Source organism: Myxococcus sp. RHSTA-1-4 (assembly GCF_020037125.1).
GTDB lineage: Bacteria > Myxococcota > Myxococcia > Myxococcales > Myxococcaceae > Myxococcus.
Genome location: NZ_JAIQDG010000051.1, coordinates 1 through 26,899, shown reverse-complemented (window position 1 = coordinate 26,899; position 26,899 = coordinate 1). Strand labels below are relative to the sequence as shown.

Sequence of the window (26,899 nt, the reverse complement as noted above, 5' to 3'; positions counted from 1 at the left end):
ATGGCCAACCACAGCGACGACTCCAGTGAGCAGCTGTCCCCCGCCAAGCGCATGCTCGTGGCGCTGGAGAAGCTGCAGGCGCGACTGAACGCGGTGGAGGGGGCGGCGAAGGAGCCCATCGCCATCGTCGGCATGGCGTGCCGCTACCCCGGTGCACCGAGCGTGGAGGACTACTGGCGGCTGCTCCAGGAGGGCCGCGACGCCGTGCGCGAGGTCCCCACCGGCCGCTGGTCGCAGGAGGAGGCGGCCCTCATCGGCAACGGGGCGATGCGCTGGGGTGGCTACCTCGACGAGGTGGACGCCTTCGACGCGGGCTTCTTCGGCATCTCCCCGCGCGAGGCGGTGCGGATGGACCCGCAGCAGCGCTTGCTGCTGGAGGTCGCGTGGGAGGCGCTCGAGGACGCAGGGGTGGACACGGAGAAGCTCGCGGGCAGCCGCAGCGGCGTGTTCATCGGCGCCTGCAACGACGACTACCACCTCATGCAGCTCGAACGCCCGGAGACGGGGGACGCCTTCAGCATCCCGGGCCTGGCGATGAGCGTGCTGTCGGGGCGGCTCTCGTACATCCTCAACCTGCAAGGCCCGAGCCTCGTGGTGGACACGGCGTGCTCGTCCTCGCTGGTGTCCATCCACCTGGCCTGCCAGAGCCTGCGGGCGCGCGAGTGCAACATGGCGCTCGCCGGTGGCGTCAACCTCATCCTCTCGCCGCTGTCGCTGGTGCTGGTGTCGAAGCTGCAGGCCCTCGCGCCGGATGGGCGCTGCAAGGCCTTTGACGCGGCGGCCAACGGCTTCGCGCGCGGCGAGGGCTGTGGTGTCCTCGTCCTCAAGCGCCTCTCGGACGCCCAGGCGGAGGGGGACCGCATCCTCGCCGTCATCCGCGGCTCGGCGAGCAACCAGGACGGCAAGTCGACGGGGCTGACCGCGCCCAACGTGCTCTCGCAGCAGGCGCTCATCCGTCAGGCGCTGGAGAACGCCCGGCTGCAGCCCGCCCAGGTGAGCTACGTGGAGGCCCACGGCACGGGCACCTCCCTGGGAGACCCGATCGAGGTGGAGGCGCTGCGCGAGACCTATGGCGCCCCGCGTCCCGCTGGAGGGACGTGCGCCCTCGCCTCGGTGAAGACCAACGTGGGGCACCTGGAGTCCGCGGCGGGCGTCGCGGGGCTCATGAAGGTCGTCCTCGCGATGCGGCACCATACGCTCCCGCCGCACCTGCACCTCAAGCAGGTCAACCCGCGCATCGGGCTGGAGGACAGCTCGTTCTTCATCCCCACGCGGCTCACGCCCTGGGCGGATGGCGGCCAGCCGCGCCGCGCGGGCGTCAGCGCGTTCGGCATCAGCGGCACCAACGCCCACATCATCCTGGAGGAGGCCCCCGCGCCCGCCGCGAAGCCCTCGCTGCCGGAGCGCCTGGAGGTGCTCACCCTGTCCGCTCGCGGCCGGGAGGCGCTCGCCGCGCTGGCGGAGCGCTACGCGGAGCGGCTGGCCGGTGACGAGAAGGTGTCCCTGCCGGACTTCTGCTACACGGCGGCCGTCCACCGCACGCACCATGAGCACCGCCTCTCGGTGCTGGCGGACACGCGCGAGCGCGTCGTCGAGCGGCTGCGTGCGTTCGCCCGGGGCGAGTCGCCGAATGAGCTGTGGACGGGCCGCAAGGCCTTCGGCGTCCGCCGCAAGGTCGTCTTCGTCTACCCGGGCCAGGGCGCCCAGCGGGCGGAGATGGGCAAGGCGCTCATGGCGAGCGAGCCGGTGTTCCGCGAGGCGCTCGTCAAGGTGGACGCGGTGCTGCGGCCCCACCTGGGCTGGAGCGTGCGGGACGAGCTCGCGGCGGACGAGTCGCGCTCGCGCCTGCATGAAATCGACATCAACCAGCCGGCGCTCTTCGCGGTCGAGGTGGCGCTGACGGCGCTGTGGCGCTCGTGGGGCATCGAGCCCGACGCGGTGATGGGCCACAGCATGGGCGAGGTGGTCGCGGCCCACGTGGCCGGCGCGCTGAGCCTGGAGGATGCCGCCGCCATCATCTGCCACCGCAGCCGGCTGATGCGCACCCTGGGCGGGCGCGGCGCGACCATGGCCATGGTCGAGCTTCCGGAGGAGGAGGCCCAGGAGGCCATCCGCCCGTGGAGCGGCCGGGTGTGGCTGGGCGCCCTCAACAGCCCGCGCTCGCAGGTGCTCTCGGGCGAGCCGGAGGCCGTCAAGGAGGCCGTCGCGGCGCTCGAAAAGCGCGGCGTCTTCTGCCGCTGGGTGAAGATGGACGTTCCGTCGCACACCCCGCTGGTGGCCGGAATCTGCCAGGAGCTGGAGGGGCGGATCGCCCACATCCAGCCCCGCTCGACGGACATCCCCATCTGCTCCACCGTGACGGGGGACTTCATCGACGGGGCACGGCTGGACGCCGCCCACTGGGGGCGCAACCTCCGCGAGCCCGTCCTCTTCGCCGCGGCGGCGCGCAAGCTCATCGATAGCGACTGCGATGTCTTCGTCGAGGTGAGCCCACACCCCGTCCTGCTCCCGGCCGTCGAGCAGACGATGGGCCTGGCGGGCAGGGAGGGCACGGCGCTCGCGTCCCTCCGCCGGGGCGAGGAGGACCGGCGCACGATGCTGTCCTCGCTCGGTGCGCTCCATGCCTCGGGCCACCGTGTCGCCTGGAAGCAGGTGTTCCCGGCCGAGGGACGGCGCGAGTCGCTCCCCACGTACCCCTGGCAGCGCCAGCGCTACTGGCTGGAGCCCGTCACCCGGGGCGCGCGCTCGTCGCATGGCGTCGTCGGGCATCCGCTCCTCGGGGAGCGGGTGGACCTCTCCGCGCAGGGCGGCGTCGCACGCCTGTGGCAGGTGCAGCTCGGGCCTCGGGACTTCCCGCTGCTCTCGGAGCACCGCGTCCAGGGCGTCCCCGCGCTGCCCGCGGCGGCGATGATGGACATGGCGCTGAGCGCCGCGCGGCAGGCGTTCGAGGGGCCGGTGTCCCTGGAGGACCTGAGCTTCCGCTCGCTCCTGTCGTTCCCGGAGGGCGAGGCGCGGGTGGTGCAGCTCTGGCTCTCCTCGGAGCGTCCGCGGGCGAGCACCTTCCGTCTCTTCAGCGCACCCGCGGGAGGCGAGGGGACTCCCACCGCCCGGGAGTGGACGCTCCACGCCGAGGGCTCCATCCGTCACGGGGGCACGCCCGAGGGGCCTGCTCCGGTCGCCCTGGGGGAGCTCCTCGCGCGCTGCGACGCGCGGGTCTCCGTGGAGGAGCAGTACGAGGCCTTCCTGGGAATCGGGCTCGACTACGGCCCGAGCTTCCGCACGGTGCGGGAGCTGCGCAAGGCACGCGCGGAGTCGCTGGGCCGCGTGCAGCTCTCCGAGGAGCAGGAGGCGGAGGCGGAGCGTCATGGCATCCACCCCGCGCTGCTCGACGGCTGCTTCCAGGTGCTGGCGGCGGCGCTGGAGGGGGTGGATGGGAAGGGCGGCGTCTACGTGCCCGTGTCCCTCGCGAGCCTGCGCATGCCGGCGCACCCGGGGACGGCGGTGTGGAGCCATGTCCGGGTCGCGGAGGGAAGCTCGGCGGCTTCGGGCGTGGTGGAGTGCGACGTGCGGCTCCTGGATGACCGGGGTGCGGTGGTCGCCGAGGCGCGGAGGCTGGTGTGCCGGCGTGTCGAGACGTCCCGCGCGCAGGTGGACGAGGTGGAGCGGTGGATCCACGCCGTCCAATGGCAGGCGCAGCCGCGCCCGGAGCGCACGAAGGGCGGCCCCGCGGAGCGTGAGGGACGCTGGCTCGTGTTCGCGGATGGAAGGGGTGTTGGCGCGGCGCTGGCCGCGGCGCTGGCGGAGCGCTCGCAGGGCTGCGTCGTCGTGGAGGCGGGCAGCGCGTACGAGCGGCTCGGGGCGGACCGCTACCGCATCCAGCCCGGCAGCGGCGAGGACATGCAGGCGCTCCTGGGGGACGCCTTCACCGAGCAGGTGCCGTGCAAGGGCCTGGTGCACCTCTTCAGCCTCGACACTCCCGACGCGCGGGAGCCGGGGGCGCTGGAGCGCGCGCAGACCCTGGGCAGCGTCAGCGTGCTGCACCTGCTCCAGGCCTGGGCCCAGCGCGGCTGGCGGGATGCCCCCCGGTTGTGGCTGGTGACCGCCGGTGTCCGTCTCCTCGCCGCGGGCGAGCAGCCCGGTGCACTGGCCGCGGCGCCCCTCTCCGGCGTGGCGGCGGTGGTGGGCCACGAGCACCCCGAGCTTCGCTGCGTGCATGTGGACCTGAGCGCGCGGCCCGCCTCAGACGAGGTGGTGTCGCTCGCCGAGGAGCTGCTGGCCGATGGGCCCGAGGAGCGGCTCGTGCTGCGCGGCCCGGTGCGCCAGGTGGCTCGGCTCGTGCGGGGCGCGTCCGCCCCGGCCGAGGTGAAGCCTCTCACCGTCACGGCGGACGGCACCTACCTCATCACCGGTGGCCTGGGTGGGCTCGGTCTCGAGGTGGCGAAGTGGCTGGTGGGCAAGGGGGCGCGGCACCTGGCGCTGTCCGGGCGCGGTGCTCCCTCCGAGGAGGCGGGCCGCGCGCTGGAGGCACTGCGGGCCGCTGGCGCCAACGTGCGCGTCTACGGCGCGGACGTCTCGCGCGAGGAGGACGTGTCGCGCCTCATCGCGGGCATCGACGCGGAGCTGCCGCCCCTGCGCGGTGTCCTCCACGCCGCGGGTGTCATCGCCGACGGCGTGCTGATGCAGCTCGATGAGGCCCGGCTCCGCGCCGTCCTGGCGCCGAAGGTCCAGGGTGCCTGGAACCTGCACGCGCGGACCCTGGGCCGGCCGCTCGACTTCTTCGTGATGTTCTCGTCGGCGGCGTCGGTGCTGGGCTCCCCGGGCCAGGGCAACTACGCGGCGGCCAACGCCTTCATGGACGCGCTGGCGCACCACCGCCTCGCGGCCGGCCTGCCCGCGCTGAGCATCAACTGGGGCCCGTGGGCCGAGGTCGGCCTCGCCGCCGCGGCGACGAATCGCGGGGAGCGCCTCGCGCTGCGGGGCGTGGGCAACATGCCGCCAGCGCAGGCGCTGGATGCGCTGGGGCGCCTGATGGCGCGGGCCACCGCGCAGGCCATCGTGGTCCCGCTGGACCTGCGGCAGTGGCGTGAGTTCTACCTGGCCGCGGCACAGTCGCCCTTCCTCTCCGTCCTGATGAAGGAGCAGGCGAGCACCGCCGCGCCGCGCAAGGGAGACGTGCGCGACAGGCTGGTGGCGGCCGAGCCGGGCCGCCGGCGGGCGCTGCTGGAGTCGTACCTGCGGGAGCAGGTGGGCCGCACCCTCAAGCAGGACGCGGCGCGCATCGAGCTGGAGCAGCCCTTCGGCGCGCTCGGCATGGACAGCCTGACGGGCCTGGAGCTGCGCAACCGCCTCGAGACCGGCCTGAAGCTCACGCTGTCCGCGACGCTCATCTACGCGTACCCCACCGTCTCGGCGCTGACGGCCCACCTCATCGAGAAGCTGGACCTCTCCTTCGAGGCCGGCGCCGAGCCGGCGCGGACCGGGAGCGCTCCGCCGGTGGTGGCGCCAGGCGTCGAGCCCTCGGCGGCGGTGGAGCCGGGCGTCGAGCCCATCGCCATCGTGGGCCTCGCCTGCCGCTTCCCGGGGGGCGCGGACAGCCCCGAGGCGTACTGGCAGCTCCTGCGCGACGGGGTGGACGCCGTCCGCGAGGTCCCGCCCGACCGCTGGCGGACGAGCGCTGACGCGGCGGAGCACAAGGGCACGCGCTGGGGCGGCTTCCTCGACCGGGTGGACGGGTTCGACCCGGAGTTCTTCGGCATCGCCCCGCGCGAGGCCGTGGCCATGGACCCGCAGCAGCGGCTGCTCCTGGAGGTCGCCTGGGAGGCGCTCGAAGACGCGGGGCTCCCCAGGTCGCGCCTCACGGGCACCCGGACGGGGGTCTTCGTCGGCGCGAGCGGCAACGACTACGCCATGCTGCAGGCGCGGGCCGATGTCGATGGCGACATCTACTCGGTCATCGGCGTTTCCAACAGCGTCATCGCGGGGCGGCTCGCGTACCTGCTGGACCTGCGCGGCCCCGCCATGACGGTGGACACCGCGTGCTCGTCCTCCATGGTGGCGCTGCACCTGGCCTGCCAGAGCCTGCGCAACCGCGAGTGCGACGCGGCGCTCGCGGGCGGCGTCAACCTGGTGCTCTCCGACAGGCCGGGCCTGTGGCTGTCCAAGCTGTCGGCGCTGTCCCCGGACGGCCGTTGCCGCGCCTTTGACGCGGGGGCGAACGGCTTCGTGCGCAGCGAGGGCTGCGGCGCCATGGTGCTCAAGCGGCTCTCCGACGCGGTGGCCAGCGGCGACAACATCCTCGCGGTCATCCGCGCCACCGCGGTCAACCAGGACGGCAGCTCCAACGGGCTGACGGCGCCCAACGTGCTCGCCCAGCAGGCGCTCATCCGCGAGGCCCTGGCCTCGGCCCGGCTGTCGCCCGCGGACATCGGCTACGTCGAGGCCCACGGCACGGGTACGCCGCTCGGAGACCCGATTGAGACCGAGGCGCTGCGGGCGACCTACGGCAGGGCGCGCCCGGATGGCCGTCCCTGCTACCTGGGGTCCGTGAAGACGAACCTGGGCCACCTGGAGTCCGCGGCCGCCATGGCGGGGCTCATCAAGGCGGTGCTCGCCCTCCGGCACCAGGCCATCCCGAAGCACCTGCACTTCAAGGCGCTCAACCCCCGCATCACGCTGGAGGACACGCCCTTCGTCATCCCGACGCAGCTCCAGCCGTGGCCCGCCTCCGAGCGGCGCCGCTACGCGGCCGTGAGCTCCTTTGGCATGAGTGGGACGAACGCGCACGCCATCCTCGAGGAGGCGCCGGCCGTGGCCTCCGCGAGCTCGGGCGCCGAGGACGTCGCGCAGCCCCTCGTCCTGTCCGCGCGCGGCGAGGGGGCCCTGCGGGCGCTCGCGGGCGCGTACCGGGAGTTCCTGACCGGCGCGCGCGGCGAGTCCCTCTCGCTCCGGGACATCGCCTACACCGCCGCGCTGCGGCGCAACCACCACGACCACCGGCTGGCGGTGGCGGGACGCTCCAGGTCGGAGATCGCCGAGCAGCTGCGCTCCTTCCTCGACGGCGTGGCGCCCGCGCACCTCACCACGGGCGTCGTCCCGCGCAAGCCGGGCAAGGTGGCCTTCGTCTTCGGCGGCCAGGGCTCGCAGTGGCAGGGCATGGGGCGTGACCTGCTCGCCCAGGATGCGGCGTTCGCCGCCGCGCTGAAGGAGTGCGACGCGCTGCTCGCTCCGCACACCGGCTTCTCCATCATCGAGGCGCTGGAGGCGGAGGGCACCGCGTCGCGGCTGGATGAGACGCAGGTGGCGCAGCCCGCCATCTTCGCCATCCAGGTGTCGCTCGCGGCGATGTGGCGCTCGCTGGGCGTCGTCCCGGAGGCCGTCGTCGGCCACAGCGTGGGGGAGATCGCCGCCGCGCACGTGGCGGGGGCGCTGAGCCTCGCCGAGGCCGCGCGCCTCGTGGCGTACCGCGGCCGCCTGATGCAGCGGGTGACGGGCCAGGGCCGCATGGCCGCCGTCGAGCTCACGCTCGAAGAGGCCCGGGCGGAGCTTGCCCGCTTCGGAGCGCGGCTCTCGGTCGGGGCCATCAACGACGCGCGCTCCGTCGTCCTCTCCGGTGAGCCCGCGGCGCTCGCGGAGGTGCTCGAGGCGCTCAAGGCGCGGGGCGTCTCCACGCGCGACCTCGGCGTCAACTACGCGTTCCACAGCCACCAGATGGTGCCGCTCCAGTCCGAGCTGCTGTCGCTGCTCGGACGCCTGGAGACGCGGCCGACCACCGTCCCGATGTTCTCCACGGTGACGGGCGCTGTCGTCGAGGGGCAGGCGCTCGACGCGGCCTACTGGGCGGACAACATGCGCGAGGCGGTGCGCTTCGCGGATGCCACGAGCGCCCTGCTCGACGAGGGCTACCGGCTCTTCGTGGAACTCGGGCCTCAGCCGGCGCTCGGCCGGTACGTGTCCCAGGCGCTCTCGCGCCGCACCCTGGAGGGCACGGCGCTTCCTTCCATGCGCAAGGGCCGGGATGGACGCACGGTCGTCCTCGGCGCGCTGGGCGGGCTCCACGCGTGGGGCTTCCTCGTCGACTGGACGCGCCTCTTTCCCTCGGGCGGGCGCGTCGTCTCGCTGCCCGCGTACCCGTGGCAGCGCGCCCGGTACTGGGTCGACCTCGGCGGCTTCGCGATGATGGCGCGCTCGCTGACGCAAGGGGCGGCTCGCACGAAGGGCGAGGGTGCCGGGGCGCTCGCCTCGGGCACCGCCGCCCCGGGTGAGCTTGTCCATGACGTCTCCTGGCAGGTGCGGGCTCGCGGCGGCGACGTCGCGCGTACGCCTCCGGGCACCGGGGCCTGGCTCATCTTCGGCCACCGCGATGGCATCGGTGGCGCGCTGAAGACGCTGCTCCAGGAGCGGGGCGAGGCGTGCTGGCTCATCGTCCCCGGCGCGGAGGAGGCTCCGGGAGAGGGCGTGCGCTCGCTGGAGCCGCGCGGCCCCGAGCAGTACGAGAAGCTGCTGCGCGAGGTCGGCGCGATTCGCGGCGTGGTCCACCTGTGGGGGGCGGGGGAGCCGTCCTCCGAGGAGCCCTCGCTCGCGGACCTCGAGTCCGCGCAGGAGCTGGGAGTCCACTCGGCCTTGCGCCTCGCGCAGGCCCTCGTGCGGCTCGGGACCCCGGGCGCGCGCCTCTGGCTGGGCACCCGTGGCAGCCAGGCGGTGGCGGGGGCAGCCAGCCGCTCGCCGGTGCAGGCGCCGCTGTGGGGCCTGGGACGCGTCCTCGCCCTGGAGCACCCGGAGGTGTGGGGCGGGCTCGTGGACCTGGAGCCGGGCGCCCCGGCGGGTGAGGCCGAGGCGCTGTGGGGCGAGCTGTCCGGCCCTGACGGAGAGGATCAGGTCGCCTTCCGTGGCGGAATCCGGCATGTCGCGCGCCTCGTGCCCGCGGCTCCGCCCCCCGTGGCCACGGCGCTCTCCCTGCGCGCCGACGCGACGTACCTCATCACCGGCGGCCTGGGGGGACTGGGCCTCCACGTCGCGCGCTGGATGGTGGAGAAGGGCGCGCGGCACCTCGTGCTGCTCGGCCGGCGCGGGCTGCCCGAGCGCTCGACGTGGCCCACCGTCCCGCGTGACAGCGACACCGGCCGGCAGATCGCCGCGGTCGAGGCACTGGAAGCGGCCGGTGCCACCGTGCGGGCCGTCAGCGCGGACGCCGGAGACGCGGCCCGCATGGCCGCCGTCATCGACGCCCTTCAGAAGGGGCCCGCCCCGCTGCGTGGCATCATCCACGCCGCGGGCGTCTCCACGCTCGTGCCGTTCGAGTCGATGGACGACGCGACGCTCTCGGCCATCCTGAAGCCGAAGGTGGCGGGAAGCTGGCTGCTGCACCAGCTCACGCGCGGGCTGGACCTGGACTTCACCGTCTACTTCTCGTCGGGCTCGGCGGTGTGGGGCTCGGCGCAGATGGCGCACTACGCCGCGGGCAACCAGTTCCTGGACTCGCTGGCGCACTACCGCCGCGCGAAGGGCGAGCGCGCGCTGAGCATCAACTGGGGGCCCTGGGCGGCCGAGGGCATGGCCACGGAGGAGGGTCAGCGCTGGTTCGCCCGCATGGGCATGGGCTCCATCTCCGTGGAGCAGGGCCTCCAGGTGCTCGAGGCGCTGATGGCCTCGGACGTCACCCAGCGCAGCGTCGCCGTGGTGGACTGGGAGCGCTTCAAGACGGTGTACGAGGCGCGCGGGCGCCGGCCCCTGCTGGAGGGGCTGGGTGCCCCGGTGGCGCCGCGTCCCGCGGAGCCCGCCGCCACCGGCAGCGAGTGGATGGCGACGCTGCGCAACGCCTCCAGCGAGCGCCGCAAGGAGCTGGTGACGGCATGGGTGCGCGAGGAGGTGGCCCGGGTGCTCGGCTTCCCGTCGGTCACGGCGGTGAAGCTGGACCAGGGCTTCGTCGACTCGGGCATGGACTCGGTGACGGCGGTGGAGCTGCGCGGCCGGCTGTCGGCGCGGCTCGGCGTGCAGGTCGCCTCCACGGTCGCGTTCGACCATCCCTCGGTGCAGGCCCTCGCGACCCACCTCCTGCGGGACGTCATCCGCGTGGAGGAGCAGGTGGTGGCGGTGGAGCGCGCGGCCATCCGCTCGAACGAGCCCATCGCCATTGTCGGCCTGGGCTGCCGGGTGCCGATGGCCTCGGGGCCGGAGGAGTTCTGGCGGTTGCTGGAGCGCGGCGTGGACGCCATCCGCGAGGTGCCCGCCGAGCGGTGGGACCTCGACGCCTACTACGACCCGGAGGGCGCGCCAGGGAAGAGCTACACCCGGTGGGGTGGCTTCCTGGACGGGGTCGACCAGTTCGACCCGCAATTCTTCGGAATCTCCCCCCGCGAGGCGGCGAGCATGGACCCGCAGCAGCGTCTGCTGCTGGAGGTGACGTGGGAGGCGTTGGAGAACGCCGGCATCGCCCCGGCGCGGCTCGCCAACACCCGCACGGGTGTCTTCGTGGGCCTGGGCAGCAACGAGTACGCCTCCATCCACGGCGTGGGCACCGACAAGGCCTCGGGTGACGCGTACATCGCCACGGGCAATGACGCGAGCTTCGCCGCGGGCCGGCTGTCCTTCGTGCTCCGGCTCCAGGGCCCGGCGATGAGCCTGAGCACCGCGTGCTCCTCGTCGCTGGTGGCCGTGCACCTGGCCTGCCAGAGCCTGCGCTCGGGCGAGAGCAACGTGGCCATCGCGGGCGGCGTCAACCTGACGCTGTCGCCGCACTCGACCGTGTACCTCGCGCAGCTCCGGGCCCTCTCCAGGGACGGCCGGTGCAAGACCTTCGACGCGTCCGCGGACGGCTACGTGCGCAGCGAGGGCTGCGGCATCGTGGTCCTCAAGCGGCTGTCCGACGCGCGCCGGGACGGCGACGAGGTGCTGGCCGTCATTCGCGGCTCGGCGGTCAACCATGACGGCCCGAGCAGCGCGCTCACCGTGCCCAACGGCGCGGCCCAGCAGCAGGTCCTCCGCGCCGCGCTGGAGAACGCCGGCGTGAGGCCCGGCGACGTGGACTACATCGAGGCGCACGGCACGGGCACGTCGCTCGGAGACCCCATTGAAATCCGCGCGCTGGCCAGCGTGCTGGGCGAGGGGCGCACGCCGGAGCAGCGGCTGCTCATCGGCTCGGTGAAGACGAACATCGGCCACCTGGAGGCGGCGGCGGGCATCGCGGGGCTCATCAAGGTCGTGCTGGCCCACCGGCACGGCGTCATTCCTCCGCACCTGCACCTGAAGCGGCTCAACCCGCACATCGAGCTGGACGGCTTCCCGCTGGACATCGCGACGAAGCCCACGCGGTGGCCGGAGCGCGAGCGCCCGAGGATTGCCGGTGTCAGCGCCTTCGGCCTCAGCGGCACCAACGCGCACATCGTCATCGAGGAGGCTCCGGCTCCCGAGCCCACGGTGGCGCAGGCGGAGCGGGCCTTCCAGGTCCTCGCGCTGTCGGCGAAGACGGAGGGGGCGCTGAAGCAGCTCGCGGCGCGGATGAGCGAGCACCTCGCGGAGCACCCCGAGCAGTCGCTCGCGGACGTCTGCTATTCGGCGAGCACCCAGCGCTCCGACTTCCCGCACCGCCTGGGGCTGGTGGTGGAGTCGGCGGCGCAGGCGCGCGAGCGGCTGCTGGCGTTCGTGCGAGGGGAGGAGGCCGCGCGCCTCGTCCACGGCCGCATGGGCGACGAGCCTCCCCGGGTCGTCTTCATGTTCACGGGCCAGGGCTCCCAGTACGCGGGCATGGGCCGGGAGCTGTACGCCTCCGAGCCCGTCTTCCGCGCGGCCCTCGACCGCTGCGACGCGCTGCTCGAGGGGCGGTTGGGCGAGTCCCTGCTGTCGGTGATGCATGGCTCGGGCGAGCGCATCGACGAGACGGAGTTCACCCAGCCGGCCCTGTTCGCGCTGGAGTACGCGCTGGCGGAGCTGTGGCGCTCGTGGGGCGTTGAGCCCTGGGGCGTGCTGGGCCACAGCGTCGGCGAGTACGTGGCCGCCTGTGTGGCGGGGGTGATGACGCTGGAGGAGGCGCTGGGGCTCATCACCGAGCGCGCGCGGCTCATGCAGGCGCTGCCTCGGGACGGTGAGATGGTGGCCGTCACCGCGGGAGAGGCCCGGGTCGCGGCGGCGTTGGCGCCGTACGCGGGGCGGGTCTCCATCGCGGCGGTGAACGGGCCGGAGGACACGGTCATCTCCGGGGAGCGCGAGGCGGTGAACGCCATCGCCTCGGCGCTCCAGGCCGAGGGACTCAAGACCCGGCGGCTCACGGTCTCCCACGCCTTCCACTCGCCGCTGATGGACCCGATGCTGGATGCGTTCGAGCACGAGGCCCGGAAGGTCTCCTTCCGCGCGCCGCGCCTCCGCCTCGCGTCCAACGTCACGGGCCAGGTGCTCGACGGAGAGGCCACGCTCGACGCCGCCTACTTCCGCCGCCACGTGCGCGAGGCCGTCCGGTTCCATGACGGCGTGCGTGCGCTGCGCGAGCTGGGCGCCGACGTCTTCGTGGAGGTGGGCCCGCATCCGACGCTGACCGGCATGGCGATGAAGGCCCTCGGCGACGAGGGGCTCACCTGGCTGCCCTCGATGCGCAAGGGCCAGCCCTCGGAGCCGCTGATCCTCACGAGCCTGGGCGATCTGTACACCCGGGGCCTCGCGGTGAACTGGGCCGCGCTGAACGGCGACCGCCGCCGCCGGCGCGTGGCGCTGCCGACGTACCCCTGGCAGCACCAGCGGCACTGGCTGGAGGCGCCCAGGGCGTCCCGTCCGGCCACGCCGCGCGCGTCCAGCGCCCATGCGCTCGTCGGCCAGCGTGTGCGCTCGCCGCTGAACAAGGCGCTCGTCTTCGAGGCCCGCTTCAGCGCCGAGGCGCTGCCCTTCCTCGATGACCACCGGCTCTATGGAACGGTCGTCGTGCCGGGTTCGTGCCACATCTCACGCATCCTGGCGACAGCCGCCCAGGCGCTCGGGGCCGGGCCCTACACCCTGGAGGACTGCCTCTTCCCGCAGCCCATCGTGCTCGCCGAGGGAGAGGAGCGGCTCGTGCAGCTCGTGCTCACCCCCAAGGGACAGAACCGGTACGGCTTCGAGATCTACAGCGTGGAGGCGTCCGCCGAGGATGAGTCCGCGAACTGGGTCCTCAACGGGTCGGGCGCGTTGCACGCGGGAGAGGGGGCCGCCCGCCCGGCGCCGCTCACGCTCAAGGAGATTGAAGCGCGCTGCCAGCATCAGGCGGACGCGAGCATGTACGAGCAGAACCGCGACATCGGCTACCACCTGGGCCACGGGTTCCGGTGGATCGAGCGCATCTGGGGCGGGGAGGGCGAGGTGCTCTGCCAGATGCGGGGGCCGACCGACCGGGACGACCGGAGCCTGTTCATCCACCCGGGCCTCGTCGACTCGTTCCTCCAGGCGCTGGGGACGGACCTCATCCGCGCCCAGGAGCAGCTCACCACCGTCTACGTGCCCATCTCCCTGGGACGCTTCCGCTTCCACGAGCGCCCGAGCGGCCCCGTGTGGGCCTACGCCGTGCGCAGGGACAGCGGCGGAGCCACCGGAGAGCTCATCTCCGGCGACGTGTACGTGGTCGACGCGGAGGGCCGGGTGCTGGTCGAGATCGAGGGCCTGAAGCACAAGCGCGCCCCGCGCGAGGCCCTGATGGCGGTGCTGCGCCAGGACTCGCGCGACGCCCTGTACGAGATTGGCTGGCAGCGCCGGGCCCTGCCCGTGGGCGTGCCCGCTCGCGGGCGGTGGCTCCTGTTCACGGATGGCGCCGGTCCGGCGGAGGCGCTCGCGGCGAAGCTGCGCGAGAGCGGCTGCCGTCCCGCGCTCGTCTACTCGGGGGACTCGTTCTTCCGCCAGGATGACGAGCGCTTCACCATCGACCCGCGGCGCGCCGAGGACTACACGCGGCTGCTCGCGGAGGTGGCGCTGCCAGGCGAGCCGCTCGCGGGCGTCGTCCACCTCTGGGCGCTCCACGGCGGCGAGCCGGCGGACCTGAAGGCGGTGCACGCGCTGAGCTGCGGCAGCGTGCTCCTCCTCGTCAAGGCACTGGCCAGCGGCGGCCGCTCGTCCGCGCGCGTGTGGCTGGTGACACGGGGAGCCCGCGCCGTGGGACCCGACTCCAGGCCGCTCGCGCTGGAGCAGGCGCCGCTGCTGGGCCTCGGCGTCGTCTTCTCGCAGGAGCACCCCGAGCTGTGCGGGGCGCTCGTGGACCTCGACCCGGTCGCCTCCGAGGGCGACGCGCTCGCGCTCTGGCGGGAGATCAGCGCGCCGGACGGCGAGCGGCAGGTGGCCCTCCGCGAGGGCCAGCGGCACGTGGCGCGCGTGCGCGCCGCGAGGGACGAGCGCCGGGCGGAGCCGCCCCGGCTGCGTCCGGACGCGAGCTACCTCCTCACGGGTGGGCTCGGTGGCCTGGGCCTCGCCCTGGCGCGGTGGATGGTCGGCCAGGGAGCGCGTCACCTCGTGCTCATCGGCCGTAGCGCGCCCGGGGCGGAGGCGCTGGAGGCCATCCGCGCCATGGAGGAGGCCGGGGCGAAGGTCCTCGTCCAGCAGGCGGATGTCTCGAAGCGGGAGGACGTGCGCCGGGCCCTCGACGCGGCGGCGGCGCACGCGCCCCTGCGTGGCGTGGTGCATGCGGCGGGCGTGCTGGATGACGGCGTCCTCCTGCAGCAGGACTGGGAGCGCTTCGCCCGCGTGCTCGCCCCCAAGGTGGACGGCGCGTGGCACCTGCACGAGCTGACGAAGGGGATGGAGCTCGACCTCTTCGTCCTGTTCTCCTCGGCCTCCTCGCTGCTCGGCGCGCAGGGCCAGGGCAGCTACGCCGCCGCCAACGCCTTCCTGGACGCGCTGGCCCACCACCGGCGGGCCCTCGGGTTGCCGGCGCTGAGCGTCAACTGGGGGCCCTGGGCCGAGGTGGGCATGGCCGCCTCGCTCGCCGCCCGCTTCCGGGCGCAGGGCATCGAGACGTTTTCCCCGGCGGAGGGCCTCAAGGCCCTCTGGCGGGCGCTGGGCTTCGGCAAGGCGCAGCTCACCCTGATGCGGGTCGACTGGTCGCGCTACCTCTCGCAGCTCCCGCCCGGCGCGGCTCCCTCGCTGTTCTCGGAGCTGGCCGCCCGGGTGGGCAACCAGGCCTCGGCGGAGCAGGGGGCATCGCAGGCCCTTCGTCGCGGGCTGGAGGCCGCGGCGCCCCGGCAGCGCCTGTCGCTCCTCATGGAGCACGTGCGGGCCGAGGCCATCAAGGTGCTCGGCCTGGACCCGGCGTTCCCGCTGGAGCCCCGGCAGCGGCTGTTCGAGGCGGGCCTGGACTCGCTGATGGCCCTGGAGCTGCGCAACCGCCTGCAGGGTGGCGTGGGCGCGGCGCTGCCCTCGACGCTGGTGTTCGACTACCCCAGCGTCGAGGCGCTGGCGACGTACCTGCTCCGCGAGGTCCTCCACCTGGAGGAGGAACAGGCGGCGGGTGTCGAGGAGGCGAAGGCGGAGGAGACCGCCCTCGTCGAGAAGATCATGGAACTGTCGCCGGATGAGCTCGCCGCGTCGCTCGACGCGAAGCTCGCGGCCCTGATGGAAGACGACGGATGAGCAAGCCAGGAAAGCCGACTGAACTGTCCGCGCTCCAGCGCGCCGCGCTGCTCGTGGAGAAGCTGCAGGCCCGCCTCGAAGGCGTGGAGCGTGCGCGCACCGAGCCGATTGCCGTCATCGGCATGGGCTGCCGCTTCCCGGGAGGTGCCTCCGACGAGGCGTCCTACTGGAAGCTCCTGCGGGACGGTGTGGATGCCGTGCGGGAGGTGCCGGCCTCGCGCTGGGACGCGGCCAGCTACTACGACCCCGAGCGGGGCGTGCCCGGGAAGATGTACGGCACCCGGGGCGGCTTCCTCGACGACGTGGAGCACTTCGACGCGCCCTTCTTCGGCATCTCGCCTCGCGAGGCGGAGACGCTCGACCCGCAGCAGCGCCTGGTGCTGGAGGTCGCATGGGAGGCGCTGGAGAACGCCGGGCAGGCCCCGGACCGGCTCGTCGGCAGCAAGACGGGAGTGTTCCTGGGCGTGATGTCCAACGACAACATGGCGCGCCTGATGAAGCGGGAGGACGACACCCGCTTCGACGGCTACTCGGCGACGGGCAATGGCTTCTGCTTCGTGCCGGGCCGCCTCTCGTACGTGCTCGGGCTGCAAGGGCCGAGCATGCCGGTGGACACCGCCTGCTCGTCGTCGCTCGTCTCGCTGCACCTGGCGTGTGAGAGCCTCCGCAACGGCGAGTCGGCGATGGCGCTGGCCGGAGGCGTCAACCTCATCCTCTCCCCGGAGATCACCCTCTGCCTCTGCAACATGCAGGCGCTCGCGGGGGACGGGCGGTGCAAGACGTTCGATGCCGCCGCGGACGGCTACGTGCGTGGCGAGGGCTGCGGCGTCCTCGTGCTCAAGCGGCTCTCGGACGCGCAGCGTGACGGGGACAACATCCTCGCGCTGATTCGTGGCTCCGCCGTCAACCACGACGGCGCCAGCGGGGGCCTGACGGTCCCCAGCGGCCCGGCGCAGCAGAGCGTCATCCAGCGCGCCCTCGACAACGCGCGCATCGACCCGGCCCTGGTGGGGTACATCGAGGCGCACGGCACCGGCACGCCGCTGGGCGACCCGATTGAGCTCCGGGCGCTCGGCGCGGTGCTGGGCAGGGGACGCCCCCAGGACCGGCCGTTCTTCATCGGCTCGGTGAAGACGAACATCGGCCACCTGGAGCCGGCGGCGGGCATCGCCGGGGTCATCAAGACGATCCTCGCCCTGCGGAACAAGGAGCTTCCGCCGCACCTCCACTTCCGCACCCCCAATCCGCACATCGAGTGGGACCGCATCCCGGCCCGGGTGCCCACCGAGCGCACGCCCTGGCCCGCCATCGAGGGCCGGCGCATCGCGGGCGTGAGCGCCTTCGGGCTGAGCGGGACCAACGCGCACGTGGTGCTGGAGGAGGCCCCCGCGCCGGCCGCCGCCCCCGCCGGGGATGGCAGGGCGCAGCTCGTCGTGCTCTCCGCGAAGACGCAGCAGTCGCTGGCGCTCGCCGCGGAGTCCTGGCGCACGTACCTGAAGCGGGACGAGGCCGCGAGCGTTCCGGTCGTGGACCTCGGCTACACGGCGGCGCTCGGCCGCGCGCACCATGACCACCGGCTCGCCCTGGTGGCGAAGACCCGGCAGGAGCTCCTCGAACAGCTCGACGCCTTCGAAGCGGGGGAGAGCCACCCCGGGCTGTCCGTGGGCCGGAGGAGCGCGGGGCTGCCTCGGAAGATTGTGTTTGTCTTCCCGGGCCAGGGCTCGCAATGGCAGGGCATGGGACGCAGGCTGTACGCGGAGGACGCCACCTTCCGCGAGGCCATCGACCGCTGCCACGAGGCGATGCGCCCGTTCACCGACTGGTCCCTGCGCGACATGCTGACGCAGCCCGAGTCGCCGCCGCGCTGGAACGACATCGACGTCATCCAGCCGACGCTGTTCGCCATGCAGGTGGCATTGGCGGCGGTGTGGCGCTCGCTGGGCATGGAGCCTCACGCGGTGGTGGGCCATAGCATGGGCGAGGTCGCGGCGGCGCACGTGGCCGGGGCGCTCTCGCTGGAGGACGCGGCCCGCATCATCTGCGAGCGCAGCAAGCTGCTGCGCGGCGTCAGCGGCAGGGGCGCCATGGCCGTCGTGGACCTCTCGCGGGCCCAGGCGGAGGTGGAGCTCCGGGGCTTCGAGGACCGGCTCGCCATCGCCGTCAGCAACAGCCCGCGCTCGACGGTTCTCTCGGGCGACCCGGTGGCGCTGAAGGAAGTGGTGGAGCGCCTGGAGCGGCGCGAGGTCTTCTGCCGCTGGGTCAAGGTGGACGTGGCCTCGCACAGCCCCCAGATGGACCCGCTGCGGCAGGCCCTGCTGGAGCGGATGGTGAGCGTCAAGCCGGCCGCGAGCGCCATCCCGCTCTACTCCACGGTGACGGGGGCCGTGATTGACGGCCGCGAGCTGGATGGCGCGTACTGGGTGCGCAACCTGCGCGACCCGGTGCTGTTCGCGGACTCGGTGCGGCGCCTCGTGGGCGACGGGCATGTGACGTTCATCGAGCTGAGTCCGCACCCGGTGCTCATCCCGTTCGTGGAGGCGATGCTGAAGGAGTGGGACGCCTCCGGCCGGGGGCTCGTCGTCCCGAGCCTGCGCCGCGAGCAGGAGGAGTGGCCCGTCCTGCTGTCCTCGCTGGGCAGGCTGTACACGAGCGTGGACGGGGTCGACTGGCGCCGGCTGCACCCGGTGAAGCGCCGCCCGGTCTCGCTGCCGGCGTATCCGTGGCAGCGAGACCGGTACTGGATTGACGTGGAGGCCGGCCCGGCCGCGCGGGGGCGGGTGCGTGCGGGGGGCGCGGGGCATCCGCTCCTCGGGGTCTCGTTCACGACCTCGGTGCAGCCGGGGGCGCGCTTCTGGGAGTCCGTGCTGGCGCCGGCGGAGCCGTCCTACCTGGCGGACCACCGCGTCGGGGGCGCCATCATCCTGCCGGGTGCGGCGTACCTGGAGATGGCGCTCTCTGCGGCGCACGAGGTGCTCGGCGACGCGGCGTACGAGCTCGTCGGGACCTCCTTCAGGGAGGCGCTGCTCTTCCCGGAGGGCCAGACGCGCACGGTGCAGACGGCGCTGACGGACGAGGGCGAGGGGAACCTGTCGTTCCTGCTGTCGAGCCAGAAGGCCGGCGAGGCGGGGACGGGCTGGCTGACCCACGCCGCGGGCCGTGTCAGGAAGACGCGGATCGGGCCGGAGCGGACGCCCGAGTCCCTCGAGGCCATCCGGGAGCGCTGTGTCACCGGCGTGGCCCGGGAGGCGTACTACGAGGCGCTGGCGAGCCGTGGTGTCACCTACGGCCCGCTGTTCCAGGGCGTGCGGCAGGTGTGGCGCGGCCGCTCGGAGGCGCTGGGACACGTGCGCCTGCCGGAGCGTCTCGCGGCGAAGGACTCGGCGTACCGCATCCACCCCGTGCTGCTCGATGCGTGCTTCCAGGTGGTGGCCGCGGCCGTCTCCGGGGAGGACGCGGGGGCCCACTCCGGTCCCGCCGTCCCCGTGTCGCTGGAGTGCCTGCGCATCCACGAGCGCCCGGGCGCCGAGGTCTTCTGCCACGTGCGGCCTCGCGCGGGGCAGCAGGGGCAGGGCGCGGCGCTCGACTTCGACATCGTGCTCATGGATGCGTCCGGCCGCCTCCTCGTGGAGGCGCTCGGCCTGCGCATGCAGCGGCTGGAGGTCTCGGCCGCGGAGCGCGACACGCGCGAGCTGTTCTTCGGGCTCGAGTGGCGGCAGGCGCCCGCTCCGGCGGAGCCGGTGGCCGATGCGCGTGGCGCGGGACGCTGGTGGGTCCTGGGGGATGGCGGCGAGCTGGCCGATGCGGTCGAGTCGATGCTGCGTGCGCGCCAGGAGGACGTCCTCCGCGTGAAGGTCGCGGGGCAGGGTGTCCAGGACCTCGACCGCGTGCTGGCGGAGGCGGGGGCGGGCTCCGGGCTGCGAGGGTTGATTCACTTCGCCAGCCCCGGTGGGGCACACGGGAAGGACCTCTCACCCGAGGCGCTGGAGGCGAGCCAGTCCCTGGGTTGTGGCCCCGTGCTGCACCTCCTGCATGCGCTCACCCGGGCGCGCCTGCGCCAGGCGCCCCGTCTGTGGCTCGTCACGCGAGGCGTGCATGACGGCGCCGACGGAAACCTGGCCGCGGGGGTGGGGCAGGCCCCCCTTTGGGGCCTGGGGCGCACGCTGGCGCAGGAGCACCCTGAGTTCCGCTGCAAGCGGGTGGATGTGTCCACCCTGCTGGGCCCCGGGGACGCTGGAGCGGCGCTGGTTCGTGAGTTGGTGGGAGCGGACGCGGAGGAGGAAGTATCCCTTCGCTCCGACGGCCGCTACGTCGCCCGCATCGTGCGGAGCACGCCCGGCAGGTCCGAGCATGAGGCCGTGGTTCCGGCGCGGGGACGCACCTTCCGCGTGGAGCGCTCCGCGGAGGGCCGCTTCGAGCTGCGAGCGGGCGAGCGGTGCCCGCCTGGACCGGGAGAGATTGAAATCGAGGCCGAGGCGGTGGTGCCCGGTGGTGACGGCGGCGCGTCCGTCATGGGCTGCGGCGGGCGGGTGGTGGCCCTCGGTGAGGGCGTGCAAGGCGTCGCGGTGGGGGAGGAGCGAGTCGCGCTCGTGACGTCGGTGCTCGGCTCCCATGTGAGGGTCCCTGTCGCGTGCACCGCCGCGCGCCCGTCGTCGGTGCCGATGGCGGAGGTCGCGGCGATGGCGGCGACCCTCCTGCCCGCGTGGTACGCCCTGCACCACCTGGGGCGGCTCCACGGCGGCGACCGTGTCCTCCTCCTCGGCGCTCCGAGCGGGGTGCAAAGGGCCGTGGTCGAGCTGGCCCGCCGGGCGGGCGCGGAGGTCTTCCAGGATGCCGCCGCGGTGAAGGGCGCAGTCGAGCTCGCCGTCATCACGCCGGGCGCGGTCGAGGTCGACCGGAGCCTGTCCGTGCTGAGCGAGGGAGGCCGGGTGCTGGACCTGCGCGAGCCAGGTGCCCGGGCGCGCGTGGGTGAGGCCAATGTCGCCTACTGCGCCGTCGATGTGGCGGAGCTCGCCCATCGCCGGCCCGAGCGGCTGGCGGCCCTCTGGCGTGAGGTGTCGGCTGCCCTCGAAGCGAAGGAGGTACCGCCGCCGAGCGTGCGGACCGTCCCCGTCTCGCGGGTGGAGGAGGCCCTCTCCGAGCCCGGAACGGCGGAAGCGCTCGTCGTGCTCGACCTGAATGACCCGAAGGCGCGTGTCGTCGTGCCCGCGAAGGAGGCACGCCGGCTTCGCTCCGACGGGACGTACCTCATCACGGGCGGCCTGGGCGGACTCGGCCTCTCGGTGGCGAGGTGGATGGTGGAGCAGGGGGCACGGCACCTCGTGCTCCTCGGACGCGGGACTCAGTTGAATCCGGCGCAGCGGGAGACGGTGTCCGCCATGGAGGCCGCCGGGGCGCGGGTCACCGTGGCTGGCGCCGACGTGGCCGACCGGGCGCGGCTCGCCCGGGTGTTCGCGGACATCGCGGCGGGGGCGCTCCCCCTGCGCGGCGTCATCCACGCCGCCGGTGTCCTGGATGACGGCGTCCTGTCGCAGCAGACCGAGGAGCGGTTCCGCCGCGTCATGGGGCCCAAGGTCCTCGGCGCGTGGAACCTGCACGAGTTGACGCGCGACCTGCCGCTCGACTTCTTCGTCCTGTACTCCTCGGCGGCGTCGCTGTTCGGCGCACCGGGGCAGGGCAACTACGCGGCCGCCAATGCCTTCATGGATGCGCTCGCCCACCAGCGCCGGGCGCGGGGACTGCCCGCCGTGAGCATCAACTGGGGCGCCTTCTCCGAGGTGGGCCTGGCCGCGGCGCAGGACAACCGCGGAGCGCGGCTCGCCCAGCGGGGGGCGGGCAGCCTCACGCCGGCCGAGGGCAATGCCATCCTCGGGCGGCTGCTCGACGGGGACGCGGCCCAGATGGGCGTCATGCCGCTCGACCTGCGCCGGTGGACGGAGCTCTCGCCACAGGCCCGCTCTTCCCCCTGGTGGTCGGAGCTGGTTCCAGCCGGAGCGGTCGCGGGGGCCGGCGCGAGGGACGAGGCCCTGCTGGAGGCCCTGCGCAACGCGACGCCGGAGGAGGGGCGCGGGCGCATCGAGCAGCTCGTCCGTGAGCAGATGGCCCGCGTCCTCCGGTTGGACTCCTCGCGCGTCGACCGGGAGGCGCCGCTGCAGAGCTTCGGGCTCGACTCGCTGATGGGCCTGGAGCTGCGCAACCGCCTGGAGGCGGCGCTGGGAGTGCCGTTGCCGGCCTCGCTGATGTGGAAGCACCCGACGCTGGCGGCACTCGGCGAGCACCTGTATGGCGAAGTGATGGATCGCACCCTGGCCGAGCTGCTCACGCAGGCGGACGCGGGCGCGGCCGTGGCGGACGGCGAGAGCGCCGCTGACGACAACGAGGTCCTGGTCCTATGAACATCCGCGAGTTCCTGGTCACCCTCACCCAGAAGGGGGTGGGGCTCCGCGCTGACGGAGACAAGCTCATCGTCCAGGCGGGCAAGGCCGTCCTTTCCCCGGAGCTGCGCTCGGAGCTCGCGGCGCGCAAGGGGGAGATCCTCGCCTTCCTCCAGAAGCACACGGGGAACGCGGGGCAGGGGAGCGAGGCGGCACAGGCCCCCGCGAGGCCGGACACCCTCCCGCTGTCCACCGGCCAGGAGCGGCTCTGGTTCCTCGACCGGCTCCTGCCCGGCACGCCGCAGTACAACGTCCACCTCGGCCTCCGGGTGCGAGGGGCGCTCGACGTCCCGACGCTGCGCTGGAGCCTGGACGAGGTGGTGCGGCGGCACGAGGTGCTCCGCACCAGCTTCCCCGAGGGGGAGGGGAGGCCCCGCCAGGTCATCGCGCCCCCCGGCTCCGGTGCGGGGCTGTCCATCGTCGAGCTGCCGGGGCTCTCGGAGCAGGAGCGTGAGGAGGAGCTCCTCCGCCGCTCGGAGGAGCTGTCCCGGCGTCCCTTCGATCTGGCCAGGGGACCGCTGCTGCGTGTCACCCTCCTGGTGCTGGGCCCCGACGACTTCGGCCTCTTCTTCACGCAGCACCACATCATCACGGACGGCTGGTCGCTCGGCGTCTTCGTCCGGGAGTTCTCGGCGCTGTACGCGGCCCATGCGCAGGGGCGCCCCTCGCCGCTGCCGCCCGTCTCCATGCAGTTCGCGGAGGCGGCGCTGCGCGAGCAGGCGTGGCTGCGCGGGGACGCGGCGGCCCGGGAGCGCGCGTACTGGAAGGGGAAGCTCGCGGGCCTCCCGCAGCTCCAGTTGCCGGTGGATCGCGCGGCGGCCCTCAAGACGTACCGGGGGGCCATCCTCCCCTTCCACCTGCAGGCGGCGCTCAGTGAGGAGCTGAAGGAGCTCGCCCGCCGCGAGGGGTGCAGCCTCTTCATGGTCCTGTTCGCCGCGCTCGCGGCGCTCTTCCACCGCTACTCCGGGCAGGCCGACTTCGGCCTGGGGACGGTGGTGGCGAACCGTGGGACGGTGCCACCGGACCTCATCGGCTTCGTGGCCAACACCCTCGCGCTGCGCTGCGACCTGTCCGGTGACCCCACCTTCACGGAGTGGCTGGCCCGCGCGCGCTCTCTCGTGCTCGAGGGCATGGACCACCAGGAGCTGCCGTTCAGCGAGGTGGTGCAGGCCGCCGGCGCGCCGCGTGACGGGGGCTTCAACCCGCTGGTGCGCGCCTGCTTCACGCTGGAGAACATCCCGGCGCCCTCGCTCGACCTGCCCGGCACGAAGTGGTCGTTCCTGCGCGGCGCGCCGGACGGCAGCGTGGAGGGCACGGCGAAGTTCGACCTCGCGCTCATCATGGCCACCGCCGAGAGCGGGCTGGCCGGCATGCTGGAGTACTCGACGGAGCTCTTCGACGCGGCGACGGCCGCGCGGATGGTGGGGCACTTCCAGGTGGTGCTGGAGGCCATCGTGGCCCGCCCGGCGGAGCGCCTGTCGAGGCTGCCGCTGCTGACGCGGGAGGAGCGGCACAAGGTCCTCGTCGAGTGGAACGACACGGCGCTCCCCGTCCCGCCGGTGACCCTCCACGCGCTGGTGGAGGCTCAGGTCGAGCGGACCCCGGAGGCCGTGGCCCTGGTGAGCGGGCAGCGGCGCTTCACCTACGCCGAGCTGAACCGGCGCGCCAACCAGCTCGCGCACCACTTGCGCCGCCTTGGCGTGGGCCCCGAGGTGCGAGTCGGCATCTGTGTCGAGCGCACGGAGGACGTCGTCATCGGGCTGCTGGGCATCCTCAAGGCAGGGGGCGCGTATGTCCCGCTCGACCCCGCATACCCGAAGGAGCGCCTCGCGCTCATCATCGAGGACGCCCAGGTGCCCGTGCTGCTCACGCAGCAGCGCCTCCTCCCGGACCTGCCCGCCCACTCCGCGCGCCTGCTGTGCCTGGATTCCGACGGGCCGGTCCTCGACGCGGAGCGCGTGGAGAATCCCTCGCGCACGGTGGGGCCGGAGAACCTCGCGTACCTCATCTACACCTCGGGCTCCACGGGGCGGCCCAAGGGGGTGATGATTGAACACCGCAACGCGGCGGCCTTCCTCGTCTGGTCCACGAGCGTCTTCTCGCGCGAGCAGCTCGCGGGGACGCTGGCCTCGACGTCGATGTGCTTCGACCTGTCCGTCTTCGAGATGTTCGCGCCGCTGTGCTGTGGCGGGAAGGTCATCGTCGCGAAGAACGCGCTGGAGCTGCCGGAGCTCCCCGCCGCCCGGGAGGTGACGCTCCTCAATACCGTCCCCTCGGCGATGAACGCGCTCCTCCAGGCGGGCGCCGTCCCGCCGTCCATCACCACGGTGAACCTCGCGGGTGAGGCCCTCGCGGCCGTGCTCGTCGAGCGCATCTACCAGTTGAGCCACGTGCGGGACGTGTTCAACCTCTACGGCCCGAGCGAGACGACGACGTACTCGACCTATACGCGGGTGGGGCGCGGGGAGCATGTGCTCATCGGCCGCCCGGTCGGCAACACGCAGGTCTACGTGCTGGACGCGAACCTGGAGCCGGTCCCGGCAGGCGTGCCGGGCGAGGTCTACATCGGTGGCATCGGGGTCGCGCGAGGCTACCTGGACCGCCCGGACCTCACGGCGGAGCGGTTCGTGCGCTCACCCTTTGGAGCGGAGCCCGGGGCCCGCATGTACAGGACGGGAGACCTGGCGCGGTGGCTCCCGGACGGGCGGCTCGACTACCTGGGGCGGATGGATCACCAGGTCAAGCTCCGCGGCTTCCGCATCGAGCTGGGGGAGATTGGCGCGGAGCTCGCGCGGCACCCCGGCGTGCGCGAGGCCGTGGTCGTCGTGCGCGACGACCTGGGGGCGGAGAAGCAGCTCGTCGCCTACGTGGTCGCGCGTGGTGAGCAGGCCCCCGAGCCGGCCGATCTGCGCAACTACCTGAAGGCCCGGCTGCCGGAGTACATGGTCCCCTGGGTCTTCGTGCGCCTGGACGCGCTGCCGCTGACGCCGAATGGCAAGGTGGACCGCAAGGCGCTCCCGGCGCCGGAGGGTGCGCGAGCGGGGGTGACGAAGGCGTACGTCGCGCCACGGACTCCCGACGAGGAGACGCTCGCCACCCTCTGGCGCGAGTTGCTACGCGTCGAGCAGGTCGGCGTCCACGACAACTTCTTCGACCTCGGGGGCAGCTCGCTCTCGCTGTACCAGGTGCTCACCCGGGTGCGCGCGGCGTTCTCCATCGAGCTGTCGCTGCGGGAGCTGCTCCAGGCGCCGACCCTGGCCGACCTGGCGAGGACCATCGACGCCGCGCGCTCGGGAGTCCGCGAGGTGCGCGATACCCAGGCGGACATGGTGGCGGATGCCGTGCTCGATGCCGACATCGACCCGAGCCGGCTCCCCGGGCCGAGCCCGCGGGCGCCGCGCACGTTGCTGCTGACGGGGGCCACCGGCTTCCTCGGCGCCTTCCTGCTGGAGGAGCTCTGCCGCAAGACGGAGGCGAGGATCTACTGCCTGGTGCGCTGCGCGGATGCGCAGGACGGGATGCGCCGGATTCGCAAGAACCTGGAGGGCTACTCGCTCTGGAGCGACGCCCTGGCCGCCCGCATCGTCCCCCTGCGCGGGGACATCGGCCGGCCGCTCCTGGGCCTCTCGGAGGCGGAGTTCCAGCGCCTGACGGAAGAGGTCGACGTCATCTACCACAACGGCGCGCTGGTGAACTTCCTCTACCCCTACGAGGGGTTGCGGGCGGCCAACGTGCTCGGCACGCGGGAGATCCTCCGGCTGGCCACGCGGACCCGGGTCAAGCCGCTGCACTACGTGTCGACCATCTCGGTGCTGCCCTCGGGGCGTGCGGAGCCGATCCGCGAGGACGAGCCACTTGGCCCGCCCTCGTCCGTCGCGGGGGGGTACTCGCAGAGCAAGTGGGTGGCGGAGAGCCTCGTGAGGGTGGCTTCGCAGCGGGGCCTGCCCGTCACCATCCATCGGCCCGGGCGCATCACCGGCCACAGCCGGACGGGCGCCTGGGGAACGGATGACCTGCTGTGCAGGACGCTCAAGGCCTGCGTCCGGCTGGGGGCGGCTCCCCAGCTCGATGCGATGATCGAGCTGACGCCCGTGGACTACGCGAGCAGCGCCATCGTGGACCTCTCGATGCGCCCGGAGTCGCTCGGCAAGACGTTCCACATCGTCAACCCGAGGACCGTGCGCGCCACCGCGCTCTGGAGTGGCATGCAGGCGTTCGGCTACCCGCTGCGCATCCTCGGGTTCGACACGTGGCTGTCCGAGCTCGCCTCGGCGCAGGCGTCCGATGCCGTCCTCCGGGAGCTTCACTCCATCCTCCAGCAGGTTCCGCCGGAGGACCGGACCGCCTCGGGACCCCGCATGGCGGTCTGCGACAGCCGTAACGCGGTGAAGGCCCTCGAAGCACTCGGGACGTCCTGCCCCCCGGTCAATGACACACTGATGTCGACCTACCTCTCCTCGCTCGTGCGTCGAGGCTTCATCGATGCCCCGGTGAACGCATGACCTCCACGCCTTGGCGGGGGGGGCACGGGTATGTGCCCGCCCGCTTCGAGCGGCAGGTGCACGTGTAGTGAAGGAGGTTCCTGCTCGCGACCGCCGCGCTGGGCAGCACGGCGCAGACGCTGGTCAGGTCCTGAATCGTGTGTAGGAGGGGAGGGCCTCGGCATGCATCGAGTGGGCGCTGGAGTCGGCGCGGCTGGGAGGCGGACGACGAGGGCGAATGGACGGGCCTCGAGACGCTCAAGTGACGCATCTCCGCGCGCGCTCCCTCACAGCCCCAGCTCCCTGCCGAGCACCTTCAACACGAACCGATCGCTCGTATCTTCCGCTGCGACCATCTTGCGGATTCGGTCCTTCACCTCCGCGGCACTGCCGTGGCGCTCGGCGGCGACGAGCGCC

Annotated in this window: 3 protein-coding genes; all 3 read left to right on the top strand. The window is 73.3% G+C overall.

What is annotated here, in order from left to right; all coding sequences use genetic code 11:
* The 3 genes from K8638_RS45055 to K8638_RS41090 are packed head-to-tail and all read left to right on the top strand — an operon-like array spanning nucleotide 1 to nucleotide 26,503.
* Nucleotides 1-15,570, top strand: coding sequence for a type I polyketide synthase (locus tag K8638_RS45055; protein ID WP_305071229.1), 15,570 nt, complete (start codon nucleotides 1-3; stop codon nucleotides 15,568-15,570).
* Nucleotides 15,567-21,962, top strand: a complete 6,396-nt coding sequence (locus K8638_RS41095) for a type I polyketide synthase (RefSeq protein ID WP_223760237.1) — start codon at nucleotides 15,567-15,569, stop codon at nucleotides 21,960-21,962. The genes K8638_RS45055 and K8638_RS41095 overlap by 4 nt, the downstream gene beginning before the upstream one ends.
* Nucleotides 21,959-26,503: a non-ribosomal peptide synthetase gene (locus K8638_RS41090; protein ID WP_223760236.1), complete on the top strand. Its 4,545-nt coding sequence runs from the start codon at nucleotides 21,959-21,961 to the stop codon at nucleotides 26,501-26,503. The genes K8638_RS41095 and K8638_RS41090 overlap by 4 nt, the downstream gene beginning before the upstream one ends.
* The last annotated feature ends 396 nt before the right edge of the window (nucleotides 26,504-26,899 follow it).